Here is a 26,673-nt window from a genome sequence, read left to right as displayed (position 1 = left end):
GAGGTTATCTAAGCATGGGGTATTCTGAACAAAGACCGAAACAAAAAAACACACCCTTTTAGAGGTGTGTTTTTATTTTGGTTATAAAAATGATGTGAATCGCTTGCTTCCCTTGGAATTTATAGGACTTTAAATCTCTATAAACGTATGGCAAACCGCTCTACAGGGGATTGATGTTGTGCTTTCTAGAACCTCAACGTCCGGCCTTCCTGCCTCGCGGTGGTGTACCAAAGTGCGTGAAATCACTAGTGCTGCACCACAGAGCATCCCCTTGGCCATTCTAAAAAAGAGGATCAGGTCACGTCTTTACGTGTACAGCGTCATGACATTACTTTTAAGCCTTTAAAACCAGTCGGAATCTTGCTTTTCCTGCTTCTAAATGAGCAAGCGCCTCATTAACATCTTCCATTTTGAATTCCTCAACCGTAGGATAGATATCGTGACGCACACAGAACTCTAGCATTTTACGGGTGAGGGCGATACTGCCTAACGGACTGCCGCCCACCGATTTCTCACCACTAATTAAACTAAAAGCCGGTATTTCCATAGGTTCTAAAACGGCGCCTACAGTATGTAATTTTCCTTGTGGTGCCAGTGTGGTTAAAAAGGCATTCCAATCTAACTTCACATTCGTGGTGTTAAGAATAAAATCTAAACTGCCAGCGATCCCTTCTAAGGCGGTACTATCTGTAGAATCCACCACATTATGAGCTCCCATTTTTTTAAGCGCTTCGGTTTTGTCTTTATTAGAGGTAAATGCCGTGACTTCACAGCCCCAAGCCTTTAAAAATTTTAATGCCGGATGCCCTAAGCCACCAATGCCTATCACTCCTACTTTATCTGTAGGCTGCACGCCTGATAATACAATAGGGTTAAACACGGTAATACCGCCACAAAAGAGCGGGCCTGCTTTAGCCATATCGATCCCTTCGGGAAGTAAAGTGGTCCAGGACCAATGCCCCCGAACGGTGTCGGCAAAACCACCATGGCGCCCAACTATAGTGCTTTCGGCATCACCACACAGGTGTTGTTTTCCGCCCATACATTGATCGCAATGCATACAGGAGGCGCTGTACCAGCCCATCCCTACCTTGTCGCCTACTTTTAGACCCTTGACTTCACTACCAACCGCTTGCACTTCGCCTACAATCTCGTGACCAGGAACTAAAGGAAATTGGCTGTTACCCCAATCGTTATTTATCATACTTAAATCACTATGGCATACCCCACAGTAATGGATTTTAATATCGACTTCTTCATTTCCTATTGCTGGTAAGTCGTACTGGAACGTTTCTAAGGTTCCTCCCGCTTCGCTTGCTGCATATGCATTTACTTTACTCATGGTTCTAATGTTTTTTTTTGGATTAACTAATACTTATAAAGATACTGAATTACACTGTTTTTTTTTATGGGTGCTCTTAATTAATTCTTGTACTTTTCCCTGACGCTGAGACTAAAAATAATATTAGTTACTTTTGAAAGCTAGTAATCAAAAAGGCTTTTACCTGTCGTGGAAATCACTGTATTTTCGTTATAGGAAGGGCCTTCCAACCATTTTGTATGAAAAAAATAGGACTCAGCTTATCCGGCGGTGGTTACCGCGCCACGATTTATCATTTAGGGACTTTAAAAAAACTGAAAGCCTTAGGCATTTTAGAGCACGTAGATGTCATTTCTACAAACTCCGGGGGTTCTATCACTGGGGCAACCTATGGGTTATATGCCCATGATTTTGAAACCTTTGAAAACGTGATACGCCATGGTGTTCAACAAAGTGTGGTTAAAGGCGTGCTGCGTTCCTGGCGTTTTTTACTCTTTTTTGTAGCGACCCTGTTTTGGATGGCTACCATTATATATATGCTCTATCGCGGGTATGCCTGGGCCAGTTTTGGGTTACTACTGGTGCTTACGGTGGCCTTTTTATATTTTCAGTTCCAGTTATTTCCTATAAGTAAACTTAATGAAAGGATGTATAACCGGTTCTTTTTTAATAAAAAACCCTTGTCTGCCTTATCGCCTTCCATACGCTTTGCCATTAATGCCACCAACCTAGAAACGGGCAGGTTGTTTACGTTTTCTAATACTGCGATGGGCGATTCGGTTTACAGCTACCCGAGACGATGATGAAGATAAAAGTGACCCCATTCATTTTAAAGCGGAACAGTTTCCTATTGCTCGCGCCGTGGCTGCCTCTACTGCGGTACCTTTTGTATTTACCCCAGTGAGCATAGAGAAAGCCTTTTTTGAAAATCCTGAAGATTATAAGCGGGTGAGACCACGATTAGTCGATGGTGGCGTTTACGATAATCAAGGCGCCCATAAATTGACACAGGTTAAAAGTGCCTATGGTTGCCGGACCGTGATTATTAGTGATGCCGGAAATACCATGCCCTTTAAAAATACGTATCGCAATACCTTAACGCTACTGATTAGAACCAGTGATGTGTTTATGAATCGGATTAAAAACCTGCAAATGGTTCAGTATCTATACGAGAATCATAAAGTAGGCAAACGCGAAATTGCTTATCAGTCGTTGGGTTGGGATATTGAAGATTCTATTCCGAAATTTATAAACGGACTTGAAGAAGGGACTATTTTACCTCATGTTATAGAATACCATAAGATTTCGAAAGCAGCGATTGAAGCGAAACAATGGGAAGCTATTGCCGAACAGCTCAAAGCGCATATTAACTATCACGACATTATAAAAACGGCGAATACCAAAGCACAGTTGGCGCTTGCCGGAAAAGTAAGCACGAATCTGGTGCCTTTAAAACAAGAACAGATGGATGCTTTAATGAATCATGCGTCGGTATTAACAGAATTGCAGGTGAAGTTGTATTGCCCTGGGTTGCTTGGGTGAGGGGCATTTATTATTTGAATGGAACCGTCATTGCGAGCTTTTCCTTAGAAAAGCGCGGCACATGCGAAGCATTCATGAATGGGACCGTCATTGCGAGCGCAGCTCGGCAATCTTTTCAACAGATTACCACGTCGCTCCTACCGTCGTTCCTCGAAATAACGAGACGATGGTATTTTATGATATTATTGTCGGCTTGACTTTTTGGCTATTTTATCTGCCTTTTTTTCTTTAGCCGTTTTTGCTGGCTCTTTTTTTACATTTTTTTTGGAATCTTGTGATTTTGCCATGACTTTACGTGTTTTTATTAATTATGAAATTCGTTGACTAAATATAGTAAAAGGTTTGATTCATGATGCGTTTCATCCGCTTTCTTTTTATAGTTTTATTAGTGCAGGCTTTTTCTTATGTAAAGCATGGCCCACGCCGTTTATCTATTTTCGTGTTTACCCAAATTTTCAACGGATGATCACGTCACCCTCTCGTCGCTTCCTCATAATGACAATGACTCTTATTTTTTAATAAATGGATGCATTTTATAGTAAACAAAAAATAACTGTAAAAAAAATCTCCTCGCTTTTTCAAGGAGGAGACTCATTCCTGATTTTCTATAGAAAACCATTAGAAACGTTGGTTACTTGCCACTGTTAGACAGCTGCTTTTTTCAGTTTAATAATCTTTAATTTATCTAAAACGACCATGATGCAGTAGGTGATATCAATTTCGAACCAACGCACACCAAAATTAGCTCTGCTACTGTGAGTGTGGTGGTTATTGTGATAGCCTTCACCCATCATTAAAAAATCGAAAGGCAAAAGGTTTTTAGAAGTGTCGTTCACCTTAAAATTAGTATACCCATAAATATGTGCAAACCAGTTAATAATCACGCCGTGAATAGGGGCCATTAAAAACGCCACTGGTAAGAATAACCAGTGCCACCAAGCGGTTGCAAACAGTATAAAAAAGACCGTATATAAGGCGCCCCAGGTAATTCTAGAGATTCTCGAACTGGCAAACTTATCAAAGGCCTCCCATTGCGGGACGTTTTTAGTAAATTTATCGGCTACCTCGATGCGCTTTTTATTAATGTCTTGATAAATATTCTTGGTACGCCACATCATAGAAAATACGTTCGCATCGTATTTTGGTGAATGCGGGTCTTTTTCTGTATCGGCATACGCATGATGTAGTCTATGCATCACCCCATAACCATAAGCGCTTAAATAATTCGAGCCTTGAAACACCCAAGTTAAAAAGAAACAGATGCGTTCTGTGACTTTAGACATGGTAAAGGTCGCGGTGCGCGGCGTAACGGTGTAAAAAGAAGGTTTGAAAAAACAAACCGGTGTACCACAGTATTAATATTAAAATTATAATTTTCATAATCAAAGCTTTTCGCAAAGGACTAACATATTCCGGGATTATGAAATGAATCGAGGTTAAGAAATTCGTTTACGTATGCGGCTCAATGCTTGGGGAGTTACCCCTATATAAGAGGCGATATACTTTAGCGGAATTTCTTTAATCAAATTAGGACGTTCGGTAAACAAGTTAAGATACCGTTGTTCTGCCGAGTCGTTTAAAAGGGATTGTTCGCGTTTGGATTTAATAAGGAATAAACGCTCAGAGGAGAGCCGGCCAATTAAATTTCCAATGGCCGTTTTTTCATAAACCTCTTGTAAATCTGGATAAGAAATGCTCCACATAGAAACCGTTGAAAGGGCTTCTAGCTGATACAGTGATGGTTTTCTGGTTAAAAAAGAATCGTAGGCGCTTATAAATTCATTTTTAAAACAAAAGCCAAACGTAATGTCTTTGTCTTCTTCCTCTTTGGGAATTAAAAAACGAGCAATACCACTTTCAATAAACGAAATATAATTTTCTGTCTCCCCAACCTCTAATATTTTAGTTCTTTTTTCAAAAACTCTATTTTCTAATTTGGAAGAAAACAATTGCCAATCCTTATCTGAAACGGCGACTATTTTTTCTATGTATTCCCTTATGTTTACCATGTCCCTGTCTTGAATACAAAGAACGCGATTTTATTTAAAATTGAGGGCCTCTTTTTAATAATTACCTTGAAATAATAGACAAAGACAGGAGCCCCTGTTTAAGGGCTACCCATGAATTATTAGGGGTTACCATGCCCTCTACCACTCTTGGAAATGAGGTTCAAAATATAAACGATACCATGGGACCAAATACAATATCCCATAGCTTTGCGCTTCCCCATTCTAAATATAAAAATAAAGGAGAAAAGTCCTTAATGAAAAGGGTACGCCTCTAGGTCTTATATCCTGCAGTATTCGTGCTCCTAGTAAAAGGATCTTAGGCGCGATTAAAAACAGATCGTCAAGTCGTTTTTAATGTTATTCCATTTTTTTTCCAGGAACCACTTGACCGTTTTGGAACAAGGTTAAACTCTCAATCTTTCCTTTGCTATTGGCATTAAAGACCACGTTTGCTTTTACTATTTTGAAATAAAATTGATTAACCGCTGACGGGAACAATTCAAATTGAGGTTGCGCTGTAGCCTGTGCAAACAACCGTCCTTCCTTTTCGGTGATAACGATATGAAATGTTGGCGCCAATTCATACTTGCCTTCATAAGATTTTAATAGGGCTACTGGGACCTCAACGTCTTTGATGCTTTCGCCCAATCCTTTTAAAACGGTTCACGGCATTATCATTTGCGGGATTTAAATCTAAGGACTTCTTATAATTTTCGATCGCTAATGCCGTGTTTCCCATTTCTAAATAAGCCTCACCTAGAGAATCGTAAGGGTTCGCCGCTTCGGATACATGGAGACATTTAACTTGAAGATTTCCAAAGCGATGTCCTTTTCTCCTTGGCCTAAATACATATAGCCTAAAGTATTTAACGTCTCTTCTTCAAACTTGTAGTCTTCTGGAGTTTCCATTTTAGCCTTTTTATACCAGGTAATGGCAGCACTAATACCATTCGTATTGATTTCTTTCTCTAATAGCGGTAGTATAGATTTTTTTGGAGCAACGAGTGGCGTTGGCCCACCTAAAATTCTAAAACTTAAGGCGCCTACATCTTCAGTACCATTGGTTAATACAACAACCCCATTATTAGTTTTTGGCATAAAACCCGCAAATGATGAATAGCCTCCTGTTCTACCGTTATGCCAAATCACGTCACCCTTATTTTCATAATGCCAAGCGAGACCAATTTTGAAGTTAGTGTCTTCATTCTTAAAAGCCGGTTCATGACTTAACTGCATGGCTTCGTAAAGAGGAGTCTTTACAACCCCCATATTGGCTTTTATAAATTTAACCATATCACTCACGGTGGAACGAATACCTCCTGCTCCAGCCAAAGTGATGATGTCCCAATTTTCTACTTCATTTAATCCAGAGTAACCTTTGGCCGGACGTTTTTTCATACTTTCATTTAAACTAACGCGGGTATCCTCCATTTTTAATGGTTTTGCAATATTCGCTATAACTAATTCTTCATAGGTTTTTCCGCTTTGCAATTCTAAAATATGGCCTAATAGCCCCATACCCAAGTTAGAATATTCATAGCGCTCACCTATATCTCGTGGTAATTCGTAATGAGAAATAAAGTGATACAACTGCTCGTAGCTATAGTCGGCAAAGGGATTGTTAGGGTTTTCAGGCGTAAAATTATCTCGGCATTCTTGGCAACGCCGAAGTATGTGTCGCTAGATCTCTTATGGTGATCTCTTTACCATTTCGAGAGGGTACGGTTACCGTTACAGGTAGATATTTAGCAATAGGATCTGACAGACGCATGTCGCCGCTCTTTATTTTTTGAGCTAATAAAACAGTGGTGAACACTTTTGAAATAGAACCGATTTCAAATACAGAATGTTCATCGACCTTGCTCCCTGTGTCTAAAGCTGTTGTTCCAGCGCTAAAATAGTCGACACTTTCACCGTCTATAAAACCAATGGCAATCGCTACATTGGTTTGCGTGTCTATACGTGCTTTAACATGTTCTTTAACTTCGGAGTTATCCCTACCTGCTGGGCATTTAAAACAATAGTAAAAAGAATTAAGCTAAACAATACACTGATTTTCTTCATGATAGTAAAATTGATTAATAACTCATGGGACGACAAATCCTGATTAAAGTTACACTATTTATAGAAATTTACCGTTTATAAACCCATTTATGACGGGCTCTTAATTCGTGTTAATGAATGATAAAATCTCATCGTAACGCTTGGTCCAAGGAAAAAAATACTGACTCATCATCGGCACGTGTTTTTTATCTAAATAGATGGGTTGTATTTCCTTTTGAAATTCATTAAGCTTATCTATAAACACCGCATTCTGTTTTTTAATAGAGGCATAGGTTTTTTTCCCAATATAAATGAGGAATGGTGGTGCTTTTTCATCTACGAAATAAAGCGGAGACGCCTTTTTCCATTGTTCAGGATCTGTAGTCCACGTAGTTTTATAATGGTATTTTGCAGTGGGTGGATGGTTTTGTAAATAGGTATACATGTCTAATCCTGCGGCATCATTTAAAATAACACCTTTTATCACTTCAGGCGTTTTTAGGTATCTTGGATTGGTACTAATTAAAGCAATAAGATGACCGCCAGCCGAATGTCCCATTAAGTAAATTTGCTCAGGATTGCCATGGTACTCTTCAATATTATTCACGGTCCATTCTACCGCTTTTGCAATCTCTTTAGCCATAGTATCATAGTTCGCTTTCGGACTTAGAGTGTAAGACGGAATCACAGTGACCACATCGTGCTTAGCAAAATTACGCCCTAAAAAACCATAAATATCTTTATCGCCTTCTGCCCAATAGCCACCATGTACAAAGATAACGACGGGCATTGGTTTTGAATCCTTTGTATGTCTAGGTTGAAAGACATTAAGCTTAAGAGACTCCTCATTCGGTACTTTTTCTAAGTATAAGACATCTTCGAATTTTCTAGAGGCACAACTGGAGCAAATGAGCGTTAAAAGCAGGGGTAGTAGGTAGTTTTTTATCATGTATATTTCATTTTATTTAAAAAAAAGCGTCTCTAAATCATGACCTAGAGACGCTGTTTTGATTTGGTAATTAAAGCCTACCAACTATCTATTTCTTTTTTAAGATCTTCTTTAGACTTGCCATATTTTTCTTGAACTTTACCTGCTAATTTATCAAAGTCACCTTCGGCTTCCTTGTATTCATTATCCGTGATTTTCCCATATTTCTGTTTAAAATCACCTTTAATTTGTTTCCATTTTCCTTCAAATTGATCGCTGTTCATAATTTTAAATTTTTAAGATTAATTAATGTTGATTTAAAAATACAAAGACATTACTGTCCTCTGTAATCCAATCAAAACTAAAATTATCTCAATCCATAATTTAACTTTTTTTAACTCCTGCTTTATGTAAAAAGTGCTTTTATAAGGCGTTCTCAATAATACTTTCTACCACTTCGGGATTTAACAAAGTGCTTATGTCTCCTAAATTTTCAGAATCCTGACAGGCAATTTTTCGTAAAATACGTCTCATTATTTTACCACTTCGCGTTTTAGGTAATCCGCTAGTAAATTGAATTTTATCAAGTTTGGCAATGGGTCCAATTTGTTCCGAAATTATTTGATTAATTTCGCGACGTACATTGTCTTGGTCTCTCCCTTCACCAGATTCTTTTAAAATAACATAGCCATACAATGCATGGCCTTTTATATTATGTGGAAAACCGACCACGGCAGATTCTGCCACTGCAGGATGCTCATTTATAGCATCTTCAATAGGTGCGGTCCCAAGGTTATGTCCGGAAACAATAATCACGTCGTCCACACGCCCTGTAATGCGGTAGTAGCCAACCTCATCCCGTAAGGCACCATCCCCTGTAAAATATTTATTTTCAAAAGCCGAGAAATAAGTCGCTTTATAGCGGTCATGGTCTCCCCAAATGGTTCGCGCTATACTGGGCCAAGGAAACTTTATACATAAGCGTCCACTCACCTGATTTCCTCTAATTTCTTTACCTTCTTCATTCATTAAACAAGGCTGAATCCCTATAAAAGGCAGGGTGGCATAGGTGGGTTTTGTGGGGGTGACATACGGAATTGGGGTGATCATAATGCCACCATTTTCTGTTTGAAACCAAGTATCCACTATAGGCGCCTGGTTTTTACCAATATTATCATCATACCAGTGCCACGCTTCTTCATTGATAGGCTCTCCCACGGTACCCAACACTTTTAAAGAGGATAAATCATTGTTTTGAGTATATGCGGTGCCTTCTTTTGCCAAGGCTCTAATAGCCGTTGGTGCGGTATAAAATTGATTCACTTTGTGCTTCTCTACAATTTGCCAAAACCGACTAAAATCTGGATAACTAGGTACGCCCTCGAATAACACTGAAGTGGCGCCATTCGCCAAGGGGCCATACAAAATATAGCTGTGTCCTGTAATCCATCCAATATCTGCACTGCACCAAAACACATCTTTTTCTGTATACTGAAATACATTTTTAAAGGTATACGCCGTATATACCATATACCCCGCCGTAGTATGCACCATCCCTTTAGGCTTACCTGTAGATCCCGAAGTATATAATATAAATAGTGGATCTTCTGCATCCATAATTTCACGGTTCACAATGCGAAGACGCTTCATTTAACAAAGGTTCTAACCAATGGTCTAAATCATTCATTGCAACATTAGCATTGGTGCGCTTTACCACTAAGACACTTTCTATACATTGGCAATCTTTTAAAGCTGCATCAACGATGCCTTTTAAGTCAATGGTTTTATTACCACGGAAAGAACCGTCACTGGTAATCACCATTTTACAATCGGCATCATTAATTCGGGTGGACAATGCTGTGGCTGAAAAACCGGCAAATACCACGGAGTGAATGGCGCCAATTCGTGCACAGGCAAATACAGAAACGGCCAATTCTGGAATCATAGGTAAATACAAGCAGACGCGATCTCCTTTTTTAATCCCTTTAGACTTCAACACATTTGCCATTTTACAAACGCGTTCGTGTAAGTCTTTATAGGTAATATGAAGCGCTTGTTCTTCAGGATTGTTAGGCTCAAAAATAATGGCTGTTTTATCCCCTCTAGTTAATAAATGTCTGTCGATGCAATTTTCGGTAATGTTCAATTTTGCCCCTTCAAACCATTTGACTTCAGGTTTGGTAAAATCCCAAGATAATACCTGGTCCCATTTTTTACGCCATAGAAACTGTTCTTCGGCAATTTCTTCCCGAACTTTTCTCGGTTCACTAATAGACTTCCTATAGACTTGGTAATATTCTTCGAGGTGTTTTATATGGTAATTGCTCATAATCGCTTTTTATTATCTTCTTAAATTTAAGAAAAATTATGCTTTTTTTAAGGTTGAAAAATACCGTTTTGCCTCTTTCAATACTTTTGGCGCTAATGCGATGGTAGTTAACATGGTTGGCACAGCCATCAAAGCAAATACGCCATCAATTAAATTTAACATTAAACTCAAAGAAGTTGTGGCGCCTACAATGATACTTACAATATAGAAGTAGTTAAAATAATGTTTGTTGTGCGCTCCAAATAAAAATGACGCACATTTCATTCCGTAATAAGAATAACTAAATAGTGAGGAAATACTAAACACAGCGATACATATCATTAATAAATATTTACCATAAACAGGCATGGTTTTAGCAAATGCCGAGGCTGTTAAGCTCACCCCATTAGCATCACTGGTTTGCCAAACATCTGTTACTAAAATCGCTAAAGCAGTTAGCGTGCAAACAATAAGGGTATCTATTGCTGGTCCTAACATGGCGACTAAACCTTCACGAATGGGCTCTGCTGTTTTTGCCGCCCCGTGTGCCATTGGCGCTGTACCAATCCCAGCTTCATTGGAGAAGGCCCCACGACGCACGCCCAACAAAATAAGACCACCAACCATGCCCCCTAAAAAAGAATCACCATTAAAATTATTTGCTGCAAAAGCATCTGTAAAAATAAGTTTGAAGTATTTTGGAAGGACTTCGATATTTGTGATTAGAATAATGAGTACAAGGACAAAATATAAAATCACCATACTGGGTACCAGTTTAGAGGCCACCTTACTAATTCGGTTTAAACCTCCCAAAATAACAAGTGAGGTCATAGCAACCAGTACCAACCCCACCGATAAGTTCGTTAAAAAAGACACTTGAACCCCATTAGGTATTAACACAATATCATTAATAGCCTGTGTTAACTGATTTACATTAAAAACGGGTAAGACACCAATCATGCCGCAAAGACAGAAAAATGCCGCTAAGGGTTTCCAGTGCTGGCCTAAACCTTCTGTAATAAAATACATGGGACCCCCTTGAATCGCTCCATTACTATCTTTGCCTCGAAACATGACCGCCAATGTACAGGTAAAAAACTTGGTACTCATACCTACAATAGCACTTATCCACATCCAAAACATCGCACCAGGACCACCTATAGCAATGGCGACAGCAACCCCCGCAATATTTCCCATACCTATAGTCGTTGACAATGCCGTTGTTAAGGCTTGAAAATGCGAAATTTCTCCTGGATCGTCTGGATTATCATATTTCCCTCGTAAGACCTGAATGGCATGACCCAAATAGCGAAAGGGTAAAAATTTAGAATAAATGATTAAAAATAATCCGCCTCCTATTAAAATGATAAGTAAGGGCAGTCCCCATACGAATGAAGCGAAATCGGCAATACATTGGTCGAGATTTTGCAAATTGGTAGTTTTGTATAAATATATATTAATATTAAATACCCAACTATTTATTTGATATTAAAAATAGGCACGTTTGGCCATGCTCCCCAGATCGTGTTCATGTTAAGCGTTAAGAATTAGGTGACCTTTTAATTCTCAATAAACGGAATTTTAAAGAAGAACGTGCTTTGTTAAAACCTAAGACTTTAGTCATTTAGAAAGTGTTATATATTAAGCATAGAAAATGCGGGACAAATAATGAATATGCGCATGGTTATAGAGTCATTGGTATGTTGGACTAGGCGACCAGTATTAAGGCCATTCATCTTGTAATACTGTTAATCAATACCTGAACGAAGTGTCATGAGCCATGAACGGGTTTGGGTTATGGCTATATTCCTTTGCATAAAAGGTATTATAACTAGTACTTATTAAGTAATTTAGCATCACTACTCATCCAGGACTAAATCAAAATGTCATTATGAAACTCTTAAAACTTCTTTTTTTTTATGTCTATCAATATCTATTCACGCACAAAAGCAGTATAAAGAAAGTTATTTCAGGCATTTGAGATATAACCACGTTTCCCCTTTTGTCGAGCTCGCTGGCACGCATCCCATGAACAGCGAAACCGCAAAGGCTACGTCTCATTATGTTTTTAAATATGATGCCTCTAGTAGATTAACTGAAATTATAAATAACCACTACCATACTGAAAAGCAACACCCCCTATTCTCTATAGGCGCCTATAGAATGTTGATTCGTTATGAAGATTACAAAGAAACCAGTAACCTTCTACGACCCAAACAACAAGCGTGTTACTAACGACAGAGAAGTCTTTAAAGAAGTCTTTTTGTATGATAGTAATGGTTTTAAAAACACCCTTATGTTTTATAATTTAGAAGATCAACCTATGGCGTCCAACTGGGGAATTGCCACTTATAATTGGTCAAAACACAAAAAATTAATTATAGAAAAACGGTATAATATAGAAAACCAAGAAGTAAACGTCGCTCCTTATTTCGAATTTGGAACCACTGGTATTTTATTAGACAAAACAGGGGCACCAAAAGCGCACTACAATTTAAACGAACACCTAGAGGTAACAAATAATTCCGTTGGTATAGCTTCTTATCAAGACACTTATGATACTATAGGTAACCATGTTACTTACAGCTACCATAATGAAAAAGGTGAATTAGCTTTAAATCAATGGCAATTTGCTATTGGAGAAAAGACATACGACAGCATTGGTAACAACATTAACTTAAAACAATTAGATACCTCGGGTAAGTTAATTAGAACGCGTCCCGTTTACTCTAATGTCGCTATCGTTTTAAGTAAAATTGCCTCTCAAAAAGACTCTATAGAAATTAAAGAAAAGGCATTAGGGTATCTTATTGGATTACAACAATTACAACCGGAGTTGATGAATGAAGTCCTGAACGATAGCTTAAATAAAGTAACTATTGGTTGGGATAGAACTACAAAAAAAGAATACTCCCAAAGAACCACAAAGACACAAATGATGGCATTCGCTAATTCTTGGAATAAATCGAACACTAAATTTCCTGTCCCTGCAAATAATACCGCTGTCATTCTTGACATTTACAACCGTATAGCCAATGTTAAGCTCGTTTCAGATAATTGGGTCGAATATTTACATTTAATGAAATTAGATGGTACCTGGCAAATAGTGAACCTCATTTGGCAACATAAAGATGTTGAGAGATACCCTAAAGAATAATACAAACACTCCCCTTTTTAACTTTAATTCATAAGCGATCAGATTTTTTTCTTTTACGGTATGCTATCAATCAATCTTTTTTAAATGAAAGGTATTCTATTATCTTTACAGCATTAACTATTTTTTATATTGAAACCTAAAAGACTCTTTTTTCTAGACGCCGTTAGGGCATTTGCCATTTTAATGATGTTACAAGGTCATTTTATTGACACCCTTTTAAATCCAATTTATAGGGACAGTACCCATACGGCCTATAACATTTGGTCCTATTTTAGGGGTATTACTGCACCCACGTTTTTTACGATAACCGGTTTAGTTTTTGTTTTTTTATTATTAAAAGCACAAGAGAAAGGCACAGAAAAGCAGCGTATAAAAAAGGGACTACAACGTGGCATATTACTCATTATCATTGGGTATGCTTTACGGTTTTCTTTTATAAGCCTAATGTATGGCAAATTAAACCTTAATTTTTTACAAGTTGATGTACTACAATGTATAGGGCTCTCGCTCATACTACTAATCCTTGTGTATTTAATGGTCTTTGGTAATAAAGCCTTATTAGCGATTGTCTTTTTAATTTTAGGCTTTAGTATTTTTGTTTCCGAACCCCTGTATAGAACCTTAACTATTGAGAATATGCCGGTGTTGTTTTCTAATTATCTTAGTTTACAAAACGGCTCTGTATTTACCATATTACCATGGTTTGGCTATGTTTGTTTTGGGGGATTTATCGCCATCCTGTTTTCTGAGTTTGGCAATAAAAATAACTATAAGCAGATTAAAATCACCGGGTTTTTACTCATTGGAGTTTTTTTAATATTTTTCTCTTCTCCCACTTTGAAGCTTTTAGATGACTGGTTTGATTTGCCTTTATTTACGCAGAGTGCGAATTATAATTACCTTTTTAAGCGATTGGGGAATGTGCTTGTTTTATTTGGAGTATTCTACACGTTTGAGCGTTATTTAAAGCAAGCCATTATTACTAAAATAGGACAAAAAACCTTGTCCATCTATGTCATTCATTTTATGATTATTTATGGCAGTTTTATAGGCATAAGTTTAAAATACTTTTTTTATAAAGCCTTAACACCGGCACAAGCTATTTTTGGTGCCGTAATTTTTATGATTGTGGTTTGTTTTATTTCGTTTTATTATGTTAAAACAAACACGTATTTATATAGAAAAATAAGAAGCTTCTATAATCGAATAACCACAGGATAAAACACCAATACGACTGGAGCACTTTGCTTTTGTAAAGCAATGAATGCGGCGTATTTAGTATTAACAAAAAAGACCTTTCGAAGGAAAGGTCTTTTTTGTTTTTATATACAGGTGCTACTTAGACTGTAAATACGCTTCCACATTCTTTTGAATACGCTCATGAATGTTAGAGACGTCTGCTTTTATAAATGTTTCGCCCATAATTTTCTCATAAAGTTCAATATAGCGCTCACTCACCGTTTGAATGTACTCATCACTCATAAACGGCACGGTTTGTCCTTCTAATCCTTGAAAGTTATTGGCTATTAACCATTGCCTTACAAACTCTTTAGACAACTGTTTTTGGGCCTCCCCTTTATCCTGACGGTCTTGATATCCTTCTTCATAGAAATAACGTGACGAATCTGGCGTGTGGATTTCATCAATCAAGACTATTTTACCGGCTTTCGTTTTCCCAAATTCGTATTTAGTATCTACTAAAATTAATCCGCGAGAGGCTGCGATTTCTGTACCCCGTTGAAATAATTTTCTAGTATAATCTTCAAGTACTAGATAATCGGCTTCACTTACAATGCCTTTTTTTATAATGTCTTCTCGTGAAATGTCTTCGTCATGATCTCCCATTTCGGCTTTTGTTGCCGGGGTGATAATTGGCGAAGGAAACTTATCGTTTTCTTTCATGCCTTCTCGGCATAGCCACACCACAAAGCTGTCTTTTTCCTGCTTTATATTCTCGGGCTGCATGGCCACTCATATAACCACGAATAACCATTTCTACTTTAAAAGGCTCACATAAATGCCCTACCGCCACATTTGGGTCCGGTGTTGCGGTAAGCCAGTTGGGTACAATATCTTCAGTTTGCGCCATAAACTTAGTGGCTATCTGATTTAATATTTGTCCTTTATAGGGAATCCCCTTTGGCATCACGACATCGAAAGCGCTCAGCCGGTCTGTTGCAACCATGACTAATGCCTCGTCATTAATGTTATATACTGCTCTTACTTTTCCTTTATAGACGCTTTTTTGTCCTGGGAAGTTGAAATTTGAATCGGTTATTGTGTTGTTCATTTATTTTTTAAATAGTGCGTCATTACGAGAGTGCAACAATGTCGTAATCTCTTTTTATATACGGCAGATTGCCACAACAAATTTATCAATTTGTTTCGCAATTGCGATACCCTTTTTATTTTTTGTTTTTAGTTACTCTGACTAGCCCTGATGGAGGCTCTGTTGGAGCTCATCTCTGATAGCGACTGCCGAGAGCAGGTTCCTGGCTTTTAATACCATTAAGCCTCTGCATTTTCAATATTTCTGTAGGCCGCAATGACTTTCTTTACGAGTTTATGACGAATGACATCTTTATCATCCAAAAAGACCATACCAATACCATCTATATCTTTAAGTACCAAAAGGGCTTCTTTTAATCCTGAAATCGTGCGACGTGGCAAATCGATTTGTCCGGGGTCTCCAGTTAATAAAAACTTGGCATTCTTTCCCATACGGGTTAAAAACATTTTCATTTGGGCATGTGTGGTATTTTGACCTTCATCTAAAATAACGAAGGCATTATCTAAGGTACGTCCCCGCATAAAAGCCAGTGGTGCAATCTGGATCGTACCATTCTCTATATACTGCGTTAATTTCTCAGGTGCAATCATATCTCTTAGGGCGTCATACAAGGGTTGCATGTAGGGGTCTAATTTTTCTTTTAGATCACCAGGTAAAAAGCCCAAATTCTCTCCTGCTTCCACGGCTGGGCGCGTTAAAATAATACGTTTTACTGCTTTGCTTTTTAATGCTTGTACTGCCAACGCTACGCCTGTATAAGTTTTACCTGTTCCTGCAGGACCTATAGCAAACACCATATCATTTTTACGCATGAGCTCTACCAGTTTACGCTGGTTTGCCGTTTGTGCTTTTATTAACTTACCGTTTACCCCGTGAACAATGATTTCTCCACTCTTTTCAGACGTTTCATAATCATCACTACTCTGACTCGTGAGCACACGTTCTATCACATTCTCATCCAACTTGTTGTATTTTGCAAAATGTGTGAGGAGCATGGTGAGCCTACGGTCAAATTCTTCTAGAAGCTCTTCATCACCAAAAGCTTTTATTTTATTACCACGAGCAACAATCTTTAGTTTGGGAAAATATTTTTTTAACAGTTCTATATTTTCATTACCATCACCAAAAAATTCTTTAGGTGTGATTTCTTCAAGTTCAATTACGATTTCATTCAAAAGGCAGGTGATTTTATTTAGTTTATGTCTTCAATTTTACTAGATTTGTTCTGTGCATTAAACTTAAGAAAGTTCCACAACTTTTATTCGCTTAAATTCAAAAAAATATCAACAATTACTAAATGGCCATTATCACACTAACTACAGACTTTGGTGAGAAAGATCACTTTGCTGGTGCGATAAAAGGCGCTATTTATAGCGAATTGGCCGATGTAAGAATTGTTGATATCTCGCACTCCGTTTCTCCATTTAATATTCCGAGAGGCGGCTTACATTATTCAAAACGCCTACAGCAGCTTTCCGGAAGGGACCATACATATTATTGGTATTGATTCTGAAATTAACCAAGAGAATAAACATATGGCTATCAAGCTGGATGGTCATTATTTTGTATGTGCTAATAATGGTATTATGAGTATGATTTGTGCTGAGATTGCTCCGAGCAGATTGTAGAAATCAATATTCACGATAAGATTGAAACGAGTTTTCCTGTACTCGATGTCTTTGTAAAAGTCGCTTGCCACATTGCACGTGGCGGTGCTCTAGGTATTATAGGAAAACCCATGACTTCTATAAAGCCGATAAAAAATGTGGTGCCTTATGTTAATGAGGAAAAGACTCAAATTATTGGTAGTGTTATTTATATTGATAATTATGGAAACGTGATTACCAATATTAAAAAAACGTTTTTTGAAGGGATCCGGAAAGGCCGTGTCTTTGAAGTTTCTGCGAGAAGCCACAAGTTTAAAAAGATACATTCTAAATATAGCGATATTATAAATTTTGATATTCCTGAAGAAAATAGAAATGATGAAGGTCGCGGCTTGGTGGTGTTTAACTCCTCACAGTATATGGAAATTGCTATATATAAAGGCAATACGGGTAATGTAGGTGGTGCGAGTTCTTTGATGGGCTTGAAACTGAGGGATACAGTTACTATTAACTTTGTTAAGTAAGCCCCAAACAGTAGTTAATAAGCCGTCGTATGATTGTTTAAACTAACCCTTTGAAACAATAAAAAATGTCCAGGTTTAACCGTTTAACTTATAACTAAAATACATGCTAGTAAGAATCGTAAAAATGAGTTTTGCTGAAGAAAATATTAAAAAATTTCTAGAAAATTTTCAAGGTGTAAAACAGAACATTCGGGATTTTGAAGGGTGCCAGTTTTTAGAATTATATCGAGACAAACAGCATCCCCATATCTTTTTTACTTATAGTTATTGGCATTCAGAAACCGATTTGGAAAATTACCGGCATTCTGAATTATTCAAAGGCGTATGGGCACAAACGAAACCCCTATTTAATGATAAGCCGGAGGCTTGGAGCGTGGATAAAGTGGCTAGTTTAAAGTAAAAACAGTCTCGGTTTACAGTTGATTGCCATAAAAATAATGAATTATGAAAAAAATAGTTTTAATTATATTCATTTTACTTTTTTCAATTACTCAATCCTTTGCTTGTAGTTGTGCTGACAGTGATACATCTTTATATAAAAAAATTCAAAATGCCTTTAATGAGTCAGATTTGATATTGACTGGGAAAGTTATTGCTAAGGAATTGAAAAGTAATGGCACCCATCAAAATTCAGGGGATCCTATTATTTATACTATTGAAATAATCTCCGTTATTAAAGGAATAAAGAAATCGGAAGTTATTCAAATTGCTTCAGAAATGAGCGAATCAAATTGTGGTTACCCATTCGAAATAGGTAAGGCTTATCTTGTTTATGCAACAAGTTCAACTCATTTTTCTTCAAAAACAGGAAATGACTTCAATTTTGTAACAAGCCTCTGTTATAGAAATCAAAAACTAAGTATAGTAAAAGGAAAAGAATTTCGAATATTAAAAAGACTGGCTCGCAGAATGTTTTAAAACAAGGCTGTCGTTGAAAGAGGAATTAATATATTTGGTATGCGCATCTTTTTACTGAAACATCTAATTAAACAAATTATTATAGCATGGCGTCCTTGTTAAGACAGAACAAACAAAATTTAATAAAATGTCGTTATGAGTTTTACTAACAAAATCGTTTGGATTACTGGTGCTTCATCCGGCATTGGGAAGCACTTAGCCATAGAATTATCTAATCAAGGGGCAAAGCTTATTCTATCTTCAAGAAACGCCGAGGCTTTGGAAGCTGTAAAACACCTTTGTAAAAATGCTGATGCCGTAAAATTACTTCCTTTAGATTTAGAGGCATATACCAACTTACAACCCAAAGTAGATGCCGCTATAGCCTTATTTAGTACCATTGATATATTAGTAAATAATGGCGGCATTAGTCAACGGGCTTTAGCCAAAGACACGGCTATTGCGGTAGATAAACGCCTCATAGATATTAATTATTTAGGAACGGTCGCTTTAACAAAAGCATTGTTACCTCATTTTATTAACAAGCAATCGGGTCATATTGTAGTGACCACTAGTATCGTTGGAAAAATAGGAACGCCGTTGAGATCAAGCTATGCCGCAAGCAAGCACGCTCTGCATGGTTTTTTTGATAGTTTAAGAGCCGAACTTTATAAAGACCATATAGATATCACCTTAGTTTGCCCTGGTTTTGTTCACACCAATGTCTCTATGAATGCTTTGACTGGTGATGGCAATGCACAACAATCTATGGATAAAGCTACCAAAAACGGCATGGCACCGAGACTATTTTGCTAAATTAATGGCGAAAGCCATTTTAAAAAAGAAACAAGAAGTTTATATTGCTGGTCTTAAGGAAAAATCAGGCGTTTACGCCAAACGGTTTTTCCCTAAAGTGTTATCTAAAATGATACGAAAATTAAGCGTCACTTAAAATTATATATTGCATGTTTGCTATTTTAAAAAAAGAAATCAACACCTTTTTTGCTTCACCCATTGGTTATTTGGTAATCGCCATTTTTCTGTTATTAAACGGCTTATTCCTATGGTTATTTAAAGGCGAATTCAACATTCTCGATTACGGTTTTGCCGATTTATCGTCCTTCTTTTTGTTAGCCCCATGGATACTTATATTTCTTATTCCAGCGGTAACGATGCGCAGTTTTAGTGATGAAAAAAAACAAGGCACCTTAGAGTTATTACTCACAAAACCCATTTCGCATTTACAAATCGTATTGGGAAAATATTTTGGAGCGTTCTTGCTTATTATTTTAGCACTCGTGCCTACACTACTTTATGTGTACACCATTAATCAATTGGGAGACCCTGTGGGTAATTTAGACACCGGTAGTACGTTGGGTTCTTATTTGGGATTATTGTTTTTAGTAGCCGCTTATACCGCTATAGGTCTCTTTGCTTCCACCTTAAGTGACAATCAAATTGTTGCTTTTATTATCGCGGTATTTTTATGTTTTTTCTTTTATGTTGGGTTTGAAGGTATAGCAGATTTCACAGTACCAGCTGTTGAACAGATGGGAATGAGTATACATTACAAAAGTATGAGTCGTGGGGTTTTAGATACTCGGGATTGCATTTATTTTTTAAGTGTTACTATTTTATTTATTATGTTAACCCAATTTAATATCAAAAAACAATAGTTATGGTGATTACTCCTGCTTTAGTTTTATCCTTTGCTATCGTTTTTATTGTCGCTTGGCTATTTATAAAAACGATAGAAACTAACAAATGGATTGTTTTACTCTTAACGCTTTTTGCGACGCCCCTTCTTTATTTTTATTTATTTTATCCCATTTTTAATATATTTTCAAGTTACCATCATCAAAAATATTTTAATGCCGAAAATTGGAAAGAGAACCCGAATTACGTTTTGAAATGATGGATCAATTAAATACCAATAATCAACTCCTAGGACAAACGAAATCCGACGTTGAAACCAATTTTGGAGCTGCTGAATGGTATGGTTGGGATGATACTATGAAAGCAAATTCTAAAGACCAATGGAATTATAATCCGGGGTTTAAACCAGGGGCTTTTAACAAACAGCAAGAGTGTATAGAAATTACATTTAAAAAGGACACTGTAGTTTCAATAAAAACTTATAAACTTGAGAAAAAAATTGAATAAATCTATCAAACATATAGCCATCTTAGTCATTGGGTTAATTTTAATTAATCCGGCCGCTCAAAAGATTTACAAACGTTTTGACTTAACGTCTGACCAACGTTATACCTTAAACGAAGCCTCTTTAAATGTGGTAAAACATGTGGAATCCCCCATTGTTATTGATGTCTTCTTAGAAGGTGATGATTTCCCTTCAGAATTTAGAAGACTACAAACAGAAACCAAACAATTATTAGAAGAATTTGCAGCCTACAATAGCAATATTATCTTTAATTTCATAAATCCTATTGCAGACGAAGCAACCCGTAATCAAAACATACAACAACTAAACCAGCGCGGTTTGACGCCCATGCAAATGAGTGTTCAAGAAAACGGAAAACAATCACAAACCGTCATTTTTCCATGGGCGTTGGCCAGTTATAACGACCAAACGGTAATTATTCCGTTGGTAAAAAATAAGATTGGAGCCTCTCAGCAAGAATTAGTCACCAATTCTGTACAACATTTAGAATACGCTTTTGCCGATGGTTTAAGTAAATTAGTGAACCCCAAACGTCACAAAATCGCCATTTTAAAAGGGAATAATGAACTGCCGGATGAATATGTTGCCGATTTCCTTAAAACACTTGGTCAGTATTATTATATCGCTCCCTTTACCTTAGATAGTGTGGCAAGCAATCCACAGAAAACCTCTAAATCATTAAACACTTACGATCTATTTATTGCCGCGAAACCAACCGAAGCCTTTACTGAAGAAGAAAAATATGTGCTCGATCAATACACCATGCACGGCGGAAAAAGTTTATGGATGGTGGACGCCATTGCCATGGAGCAAGACAGTTTGTTTAACGAGGCTGGTAAAAATATTGCGGTACCAAGAGATTTAAATTTAACGGATTTCTTTTTTAAATACGGCGTGCGTATCAATCCCTTATTAGTGAGTTCTATGTACTCTGCTCCTATTACTCTAGCCACTGGTAGTGGAAGCGAATCACGGTTTCAACAGTTTCCATGGACCTATTCGCCCCTAGCGAAAAGTGAGAGTAAACACCCTATAGTCAATAATTTAAATTTCCTAAAGTTTGATTTTGCCAGTCCTATGGATACTTTAAAGAATGCTATAAAAAAAACCATTCTACTACAAAGTGGGCCTTTAAGTAAATTAGAAGGGACCCCACGGGAAATTAGTCTCGGACATGGCGTTAAAAGAGCAAGATCCAAAGGCATTTACTAAAGGGGAACAAACCCTAGCCGTCTTGCTAGAGGGCGCCTTTACCTCTGTTTATAACAATCGAGTAAAACCAATAAATAGTTTACAAGACAAAACACAAAGTCCTGAAACAAAGATGATTGTCATTGGGGATGGTGACATTATAAAAAACCGTGTGGGACGAAATGGACCGGAAGAATTAGGTTTTGATAGAAGTACAGGACAAGTCTTTGGAAACAAAGAATTTTTACTCAATGCCGTGAATTATCTTTTAGAAGACGACGGACTTATAAACATTCGTACTAAAGAAGTAAAAGTGGCCTTTTTAGATCAATCTAAAATTGCGCAAGACAAAACAAAATGGCAAGTCATTAATATCGTCCTTCCGCTCTTGATTTTAGGGCTATTTGGTGTGTTTTTTAATTTCTTCCGAAAGAAAAAATACGCTAAGAAAACAGAATGAGATGCCCGCTTTTAGGGAATCAGGCTGTTAATAAGTTTGTTTCAGTTTTAGGCGGTTAAACAATATATTTGTAGTAATTAATTATTTAGAATTTAACGACTAAAAAATATTTAAGAACCATTCATTATTTTAAGCTTATTTCAACTATAATCTCAAAATGAATGCACTATTTTACATTTAAAAAAATATAAAAGACAAAATGAAGTTTATAGTTTCAAGTACTTATTTACTCAAGCAATTACAAGTTTTAGGGGGTGTCATAAACAGCTCAAATACCTTACCCATTTTAGATAATTTTCTTTTCGATATTGATCACAACGCATTAACGGTTTCTGCAAGTGATTTAGAAACCACTATGTCTTCAACCTTAGAAATAGAGAGTGATAGTAAAGGTAGCGTGGCTATTCCAGCACGTTTATTGTTAGATACTTTAAAAACGTTTCCTGAGCAACCTTTAACGTTTACTATAGAAGATAATAACATTGTTGAAATTAATTCCAATCATGGTAAATATGCATTAGCGTATGCCGATGGTGCTGAGTTTCCAAAAGCTGTAGCCCTTGAAGATCCAAGTTCTACAACAATTGCTGGAGATATTTTAGCTACCGCCATTAGCAAAACCATTTTTGCTGCTGGAAATGATGATTTAAGACCAGTAATGAGTGGTGTCTTTTTCCAATTTTCTACAGACAACTTAACGTTTGTGGCCACAGACGCTCACAAATTAGTAAAATATACACGAGAAGACGTTAGTGCGTCTCAAGTTGCAGAGTTTATTATGCCAAAGAAGCCCCTAACCTTACTTAAAGGGATCTTGGCGGCTAGTGATGAAAATGTAACAATTGATTATAACGATTCTAATGCCAAGTTCACTTTTGAAAACACCATATTGATTTGTCGATTAATTGATGGTAAATATCCTAATTACGAAGCTGTAATCCCAAAAGAGAATCCGAATAAACTAACCATAGACCGCACGCAGTTTTTAAATTCTGTAAAGCGAGTGAGTATTTTCTCGAATAAGACCACACACCAAATCCGTTTGAAAATTGCTGGTGCCGAACTTAATATTTCTGCCGAAGATATCGATTACAGCAACAAAGCAGAAGAACGTTTAACCTGTGACTATCAAGGTGATGACATGCAGATTGGGTTCAACTCTCGTTTTTTAACAGAAATGTTGAATAACCTCAATGCTACTGATGTTCAGTTAGAAATGAGTATGCCTAATAGAGCGGGTATTTTAACGCCGGTAGATGGCTTAGATGAGGGCGAACATGTCACCATGCTAGTGATGCCAGTGATGCTAAATTCGTAAAAAGACTATAAAAAAGAAGAAAATATTTCATTCCCTGCATTTGTAGAATACCTAAAATATAAACGCGTGCTGAGAAGTACGCGTTTTTAGTTTAAAATAATATCGTACCCATGAAATTCCCCATTGCTATCACTTTTGATGAAAATAATAAAAAGGACGCCTTTCGTCCGGCATTACAGTCAGCGGTAGCTGCTATCATCGCCTTTGTTATTATGAAAAGTCTCGGTTTGCCTGAAGTATTTTTATGTGTCCTTTCTGCAGTACTTATCGTAGAACCAAGTATAGGGAACACCATATCTCAAGCCGAGAGATCGTATAGTGGCTACTATTGTTGGAAGTATTATTGGCTATGGTATTACCGCCCTAATTCCATTTAATGTGGGAACAGCCATCTCTTTAGGGATTGCCATGTTGGTTATTAACTTTATTTCCGGATTTAAAAAAAGCTGGCGTTATGGTGTTGTTGCGGCTGTCGCGATTGCCTTGGGTTCTGAAAGTAATTTGTTGGATACCAGTATGGATAGACTCATTAGCATTGGTATAGGGGTTGCAATAGGAACGCTTATCACCTTTATTATCCGGCCTGATAAAGCTGAAGATCGAGCGAATCGATTTTTAAGAGATGCCATAAGGGCGGCAAACAAGCGCTTTAATGTGGCGATTACCAATACACGGTATGAAAACAATAAAGATGGCAGTGCGCACGCAAATATCTTTCATAAAAACATAAATTATGCGCAAGACATGCTTAATGCAACACAGTTTGCCGACAAATCCAACATTCAAGACCGCATTGATCATACTAAAAATTTATACAATTCCATTATCATTATTCATCGCGTCGGTGAAGAGTCGCATTCCAACATCACCAATGGTAGTTCTAATATTGAACAAGACTCTAAAACAACCAAAACACTGGTGAGTGACATTCTAAACCGGTTGGCCAATGGCGAAAAAGTGGAACAAGACATTATAATAGAATTTTCAGACCAAATAGAAACGCTGATTGACAACGTTCAAATGGACCATGAAGACAAAACGATAACCATGCTACGACAAACTTTTGTGTTTGGTTTAACCGAAATGAAACAGAGTTTAGAACATTTGGTGGGATCTTATAATTAGTCCTGCCAATTTACATTGAGAAATACAAGACTTTAGATACTTAGCGAATAAAAACTAATGACTTATAATATATTAAAGACCATTAGTTTTACGGTAGTATGCTTTAACGCATAAATAAGAGACAACCCGTGTTTGAATAACAACGTAGCAAAGTATGGGTAACAAAAAACGCGTACTTTTCAGTACACGTTTACCTTTATCTTTTAATTAACTTTAACTAACTAATAAACCAACTCGTGCGGTTTCTGCAAGCGCAGGAAAGCACTAATGAATAAAATTAAAAGATAAAGGGTATGTTGGGTTTTCACCATGACTCGTTTTAATTGCATTTATAATCGGAAAGACAACCGATACAATACCTAAAACTATGAAGCCTAATATGCCCAATCCAAAAAATAAGATTAAGGGAACACAAATGATACAGTTGACAATTAAACTCAATTGAAAATTAATAATGTTTTTTCCGTGCTCATCCAATTGGTACGACTCGTTTCTCTTGCTTAACCAAATAACTAAAGGTACTATTAATCCCCCAAAACCTGTAAGGACTGTTAGCAACTGACTTAAATGAGTAACAACTAATAATGGTCTATCGTCTTTCATGATTGTAAATTTTTGATGATTGATACTTATATGACGTATCCCGTTCTAAAATGTTACAAAACTTTTTTAAATATTATCTTTTCCATCCTCCTGGTTTGTTTCAGTTTTTTTTAGGCCGAAGCAAAATTTTAACCTTCTTTTCACATAAACAGCGGGGTACTTAATTAAGACTACAATTCAAAGCAGTATTAAATTAATGTGGTAGTTTTTTTCTTAATAAACCATATACAAAGGTTCCTAAGAGTGCTCCAAAAATTAACAGTAAAATACTGCTAAGAAACCCGAGCCCAGCAACACGTACATGGGTCCAGGACAAGCACCTGCCAACGCCCAACCTAAGCCAAAAATAATGCCGCCAACCATGTAACGGGTAAATCCCTTTTCTTTTGGCTCGATCGTAATCTCCTTGCCCTTAAAATCTTTGGCCTGAGTGTATTTAAAATATTTAGTAATGATGATCCCTAAAACAATAGCCGATCCAATAATACCATACATATGGAAGCTTTTAAATTGGAACATCTCGTAGATGCGAAACCAAGAAGCCACTTCCGATTTAATAAATAGCACGCCTAATAATAAACCGATACTGAAAAATGATAAAAACTGTCGCATATTAAAATAAAATTGGAAAAATTAAATGAACCATAACTAAGCCTCCTACAAAGAAGCCTATAACCGCTATTACCGATGGTAATTGTAAATCACTAATGCCGAAATGGCATGGCCGAAGTACAACCTCCAGCATATCGCGCACCAAAACCTACTAGGAAGCCTCCAATAAGTAAAATAGAAAACCCTTTAACGGTTAGCATACTTTCTAAACTGAATAATTCTGTTGGTAAAAAGGAGGTATTGGTGCTCGTAATACCCAAGACTTGTAATTGGTCAACAACATCCGGATGCACTTGTGGTGCATGAGGTGTTAAAAATTGAAAGGCAATAATACCCCCTACGATAACACCAGCAACGACATACAAATTCCATTTTGAAGACTTCCAGTCATACTTAAAAAAGTCTGAAAATTTCCCTGCTCCACCAATAGAGCACATGGCTCTTAAATTTGAAGACATCCCGAATTTTTTACCCATTTTAAGAAGTAAAAACATAACAAGTGCTATTAATGGCCCTGCAACGTACCAAGGCCAGGTACTGTAAATTGATTCCATAA

The 26,673-nt window shown here is 37.0% G+C and carries 29 protein-coding genes and 6 pseudogenes; 19 read left to right on the top strand and 16 right to left on the bottom strand.

Annotated features, from left to right (window positions below; translation table 11 throughout):
• Positions 1–334: 334 nt before the first annotated feature.
• The gene (ahr, locus tag N7U66_RS00240) at positions 335–1,342 is read right to left on the bottom strand and encodes an NADPH-dependent aldehyde reductase Ahr (protein WP_267676844.1); all 1,008 of its coding nucleotides are present in this window, start codon (positions 1,340–1,342) and stop codon (positions 335–337) included.
• Positions 1,343–1,560: 218 nt separating this feature from the next.
• Between ahr and N7U66_RS00235 the strand changes: the two genes are divergently transcribed.
• Together N7U66_RS00235 and N7U66_RS00230 are read left to right on the top strand one after the other, a co-directional pair.
• A complete protein-coding gene (locus N7U66_RS00235) occupies positions 1,561–2,124 on the top strand; it encodes a patatin-like phospholipase family protein (protein WP_267676843.1) in 564 nt (187 codons plus the stop codon).
• A complete protein-coding gene (locus N7U66_RS00230; RefSeq protein WP_313791548.1) occupies positions 2,081–2,863 on the top strand; it encodes a patatin-like phospholipase family protein in 783 nt (260 codons plus the stop codon). Before N7U66_RS00235 ends, N7U66_RS00230 begins: the two co-directional genes overlap by 44 nt.
• Before the next feature lie 644 nt (positions 2,864–3,507).
• On the opposite strand, the pseudogene N7U66_RS00225 reads toward N7U66_RS00230, so the two are convergent.
• The 10 genes and pseudogenes from N7U66_RS00225 to N7U66_RS00185 all read right to left on the bottom strand — a co-directional run bounded on the left by N7U66_RS00225 (position 3,508) and on the right by N7U66_RS00185 (position 11,582).
• A pseudogene (locus N7U66_RS00225) lies at positions 3,508–4,243 on the bottom strand (acyl-CoA desaturase).
• A gap of 56 nt (positions 4,244–4,299) precedes the next feature.
• Positions 4,300–4,872 (bottom strand): Crp/Fnr family transcriptional regulator, encoded by a 573-nt coding sequence (locus N7U66_RS00220; RefSeq protein ID WP_267676842.1) that lies wholly within the window; start codon positions 4,870–4,872, stop codon positions 4,300–4,302.
• A gap of 357 nt (positions 4,873–5,229) precedes the next feature.
• A complete protein-coding gene (locus N7U66_RS00215; RefSeq protein ID WP_267676841.1) occupies positions 5,230–5,520 on the bottom strand; it encodes a DUF3471 domain-containing protein in 291 nt (96 codons plus the stop codon).
• Positions 5,495–5,611 (bottom strand): hypothetical protein, encoded by a 117-nt coding sequence (locus tag N7U66_RS22385; RefSeq protein WP_390886606.1) that lies wholly within the window; start codon positions 5,609–5,611, stop codon positions 5,495–5,497. Before N7U66_RS22385 ends, N7U66_RS00215 begins: the two co-directional genes overlap by 26 nt.
• A gap of 17 nt (positions 5,612–5,628) precedes the next feature.
• Entirely contained in the window at positions 5,629–6,546 is a 918-nt protein-coding gene (locus N7U66_RS00210; protein ID WP_267678576.1) for a serine hydrolase domain-containing protein, read from the bottom strand.
• A pseudogene (locus N7U66_RS00205) lies at positions 6,515–6,838 on the bottom strand (serine hydrolase); the annotation flags it as partial. The pseudogene N7U66_RS00205 and the gene N7U66_RS00210, both read right to left, overlap by 32 nt.
• Before the next feature lie 198 nt (positions 6,839–7,036).
• Positions 7,037–7,864 carry an alpha/beta hydrolase gene (locus N7U66_RS00200; RefSeq protein WP_267676840.1) on the bottom strand — a complete coding sequence of 276 codons (828 nt, stop codon included), beginning with the start codon at positions 7,862–7,864 and terminating at the stop codon, positions 7,037–7,039.
• 77 nt (positions 7,865–7,941) lie between these two features.
• On the bottom strand, positions 7,942–8,127 hold the full coding sequence (locus N7U66_RS00195) for a CsbD family protein (RefSeq protein ID WP_267676839.1): 186 nt from the start codon (positions 8,125–8,127) through the stop codon (positions 7,942–7,944).
• Between the two features lie 139 nt (positions 8,128–8,266).
• A pseudogene (gene acs / locus N7U66_RS00190) lies at positions 8,267–10,172 on the bottom strand (acetate--CoA ligase).
• Between the two features lie 36 nt (positions 10,173–10,208).
• The gene (locus N7U66_RS00185; RefSeq protein ID WP_267676838.1) at positions 10,209–11,582 is read right to left on the bottom strand and encodes an alanine/glycine:cation symporter family protein; all 1,374 of its coding nucleotides are present in this window, start codon (positions 11,580–11,582) and stop codon (positions 10,209–10,211) included.
• A gap of 546 nt (positions 11,583–12,128) precedes the next feature.
• Here N7U66_RS00185 and N7U66_RS00180 point away from each other — a divergent pair.
• From N7U66_RS00180 to N7U66_RS00170, 3 genes are all read left to right on the top strand, one after another.
• Complete coding sequence (locus tag N7U66_RS00180) at positions 12,129–12,386, top strand: hypothetical protein (RefSeq protein WP_267676837.1); 258 nt, start codon at positions 12,129–12,131, stop codon at positions 12,384–12,386.
• The gene (locus tag N7U66_RS00175; RefSeq protein ID WP_267676836.1) at positions 12,328–13,308 is read left to right on the top strand and encodes a nuclear transport factor 2 family protein; all 981 of its coding nucleotides are present in this window, start codon (positions 12,328–12,330) and stop codon (positions 13,306–13,308) included. Before N7U66_RS00180 ends, N7U66_RS00175 begins: the two co-directional genes overlap by 59 nt.
• Before the next feature lie 129 nt (positions 13,309–13,437).
• Positions 13,438–14,529 (top strand): heparan-alpha-glucosaminide N-acetyltransferase domain-containing protein, encoded by a 1,092-nt coding sequence (locus N7U66_RS00170; protein ID WP_267676835.1) that lies wholly within the window; start codon positions 13,438–13,440, stop codon positions 14,527–14,529.
• Positions 14,530–14,643: 114 nt separating this feature from the next.
• On the opposite strand, the pseudogene N7U66_RS00165 reads toward N7U66_RS00170, so the two are convergent.
• Positions 14,644–15,598, bottom strand: a pseudogene (locus N7U66_RS00165) (phosphoribosylaminoimidazolesuccinocarboxamide synthase).
• A gap of 218 nt (positions 15,599–15,816) precedes the next feature.
• Positions 15,817–16,773, bottom strand: a complete 957-nt coding sequence (locus N7U66_RS00160) for a PhoH family protein (protein ID WP_267676834.1) — start codon at positions 16,771–16,773, stop codon at positions 15,817–15,819.
• Between the two features lie 122 nt (positions 16,774–16,895).
• Here N7U66_RS00160 and N7U66_RS00155 point away from each other — a divergent pair, with 122 nt between their 5' ends.
• From N7U66_RS00155 to N7U66_RS00100, 14 genes are all read left to right on the top strand, one after another.
• Positions 16,896–17,105 carry an SAM-dependent chlorinase/fluorinase gene (locus N7U66_RS00155; RefSeq protein ID WP_267676833.1) on the top strand — a complete coding sequence of 70 codons (210 nt, stop codon included), beginning with the start codon at positions 16,896–16,898 and terminating at the stop codon, positions 17,103–17,105.
• Positions 17,026–17,226, top strand: a complete 201-nt coding sequence (locus N7U66_RS00150) for an SAM-dependent chlorinase/fluorinase (protein ID WP_267678575.1) — start codon at positions 17,026–17,028, stop codon at positions 17,224–17,226. The genes N7U66_RS00155 and N7U66_RS00150 overlap by 80 nt, the downstream gene beginning before the upstream one ends.
• A 110-nt stretch (positions 17,227–17,336) precedes the next feature.
• Positions 17,337–17,729, top strand: a complete 393-nt coding sequence (locus tag N7U66_RS00145; protein WP_313791346.1) for an SAM hydroxide adenosyltransferase — start codon at positions 17,337–17,339, stop codon at positions 17,727–17,729.
• Between the two features lie 103 nt (positions 17,730–17,832).
• Complete coding sequence (locus N7U66_RS00140) at positions 17,833–18,129, top strand: putative quinol monooxygenase (RefSeq protein WP_267676832.1); 297 nt, start codon at positions 17,833–17,835, stop codon at positions 18,127–18,129.
• A 44-nt stretch (positions 18,130–18,173) separates the two neighbouring features.
• The gene (locus N7U66_RS00135; RefSeq protein WP_267676831.1) at positions 18,174–18,647 is read left to right on the top strand and encodes a hypothetical protein; all 474 of its coding nucleotides are present in this window, start codon (positions 18,174–18,176) and stop codon (positions 18,645–18,647) included.
• A 135-nt stretch (positions 18,648–18,782) separates the two neighbouring features.
• Positions 18,783–19,442 (top strand): SDR family oxidoreductase, encoded by a 660-nt coding sequence (locus tag N7U66_RS00130; RefSeq protein ID WP_313791345.1) that lies wholly within the window; start codon positions 18,783–18,785, stop codon positions 19,440–19,442.
• 4 nt (positions 19,443–19,446) lie between these two features.
• A complete protein-coding gene (locus N7U66_RS21140) occupies positions 19,447–19,578 on the top strand; it encodes a hypothetical protein (protein WP_313791344.1) in 132 nt (43 codons plus the stop codon).
• A 13-nt stretch (positions 19,579–19,591) separates the two neighbouring features.
• A complete protein-coding gene (gldF, locus tag N7U66_RS00125; RefSeq protein ID WP_267676830.1) occupies positions 19,592–20,302 on the top strand; it encodes a gliding motility-associated ABC transporter permease subunit GldF in 711 nt (236 codons plus the stop codon).
• A 205-nt stretch (positions 20,303–20,507) separates the two neighbouring features.
• Positions 20,508–20,789, top strand: coding sequence for a hypothetical protein (locus N7U66_RS00120; protein WP_267676829.1), 282 nt, complete (start codon positions 20,508–20,510; stop codon positions 20,787–20,789).
• Complete coding sequence (gldG, locus tag N7U66_RS00115; RefSeq protein ID WP_313791343.1) at positions 20,782–22,020, top strand: gliding motility-associated ABC transporter substrate-binding protein GldG; 1,239 nt, start codon at positions 20,782–20,784, stop codon at positions 22,018–22,020. The genes N7U66_RS00120 and gldG overlap by 8 nt, the downstream gene beginning before the upstream one ends.
• Complete coding sequence (locus tag N7U66_RS21135; RefSeq protein WP_313791342.1) at positions 21,983–22,459, top strand: Gldg family protein; 477 nt, start codon at positions 21,983–21,985, stop codon at positions 22,457–22,459. The genes gldG and N7U66_RS21135 overlap by 38 nt, the downstream gene beginning before the upstream one ends.
• Before the next feature lie 199 nt (positions 22,460–22,658).
• On the top strand, positions 22,659–23,777 hold the full coding sequence (dnaN, locus tag N7U66_RS00110; RefSeq protein WP_267676828.1) for a DNA polymerase III subunit beta: 1,119 nt from the start codon (positions 22,659–22,661) through the stop codon (positions 23,775–23,777).
• 110 nt (positions 23,778–23,887) lie between these two features.
• Positions 23,888–24,154: an aromatic acid exporter family protein gene (locus N7U66_RS00105; RefSeq protein ID WP_267676827.1), complete on the top strand. Its 267-nt coding sequence runs from the start codon at positions 23,888–23,890 to the stop codon at positions 24,152–24,154.
• Positions 24,096–24,902, top strand: a complete 807-nt coding sequence (locus tag N7U66_RS00100) for an FUSC family protein (protein WP_267676826.1) — start codon at positions 24,096–24,098, stop codon at positions 24,900–24,902. The genes N7U66_RS00105 and N7U66_RS00100 overlap by 59 nt, the downstream gene beginning before the upstream one ends.
• A gap of 264 nt (positions 24,903–25,166) precedes the next feature.
• Here the strand turns inward: N7U66_RS00100 and N7U66_RS00095 are convergent, their stop codons facing one another.
• The 3 genes and pseudogenes from N7U66_RS00095 to N7U66_RS00085 all read right to left on the bottom strand — a co-directional run bounded on the left by N7U66_RS00095 (position 25,167) and on the right by N7U66_RS00085 (position 26,671).
• The gene (locus tag N7U66_RS00095) at positions 25,167–25,505 is read right to left on the bottom strand and encodes a DUF4870 domain-containing protein (protein ID WP_267676825.1); all 339 of its coding nucleotides are present in this window, start codon (positions 25,503–25,505) and stop codon (positions 25,167–25,169) included.
• A gap of 193 nt (positions 25,506–25,698) precedes the next feature.
• A pseudogene (locus tag N7U66_RS00090) lies at positions 25,699–26,117 on the bottom strand (DUF6691 family protein).
• Position 26,118: 1 nt separating this feature from the next.
• Positions 26,119–26,671 (bottom strand): annotated as a pseudogene (locus N7U66_RS00085) (YeeE/YedE family protein).
• Positions 26,672–26,673: the final 2 nt, after the last annotated feature.

Source organism: Lacinutrix neustonica (assembly GCF_026625145.1).
GTDB classification, from domain to species: Bacteria; Bacteroidota; Bacteroidia; order Flavobacteriales; family Flavobacteriaceae; genus Lacinutrix; species Lacinutrix neustonica.
Note: the sequence above shows the minus strand (reverse complement) of the source record. Positions and strands in the feature narration are given on the sequence as shown.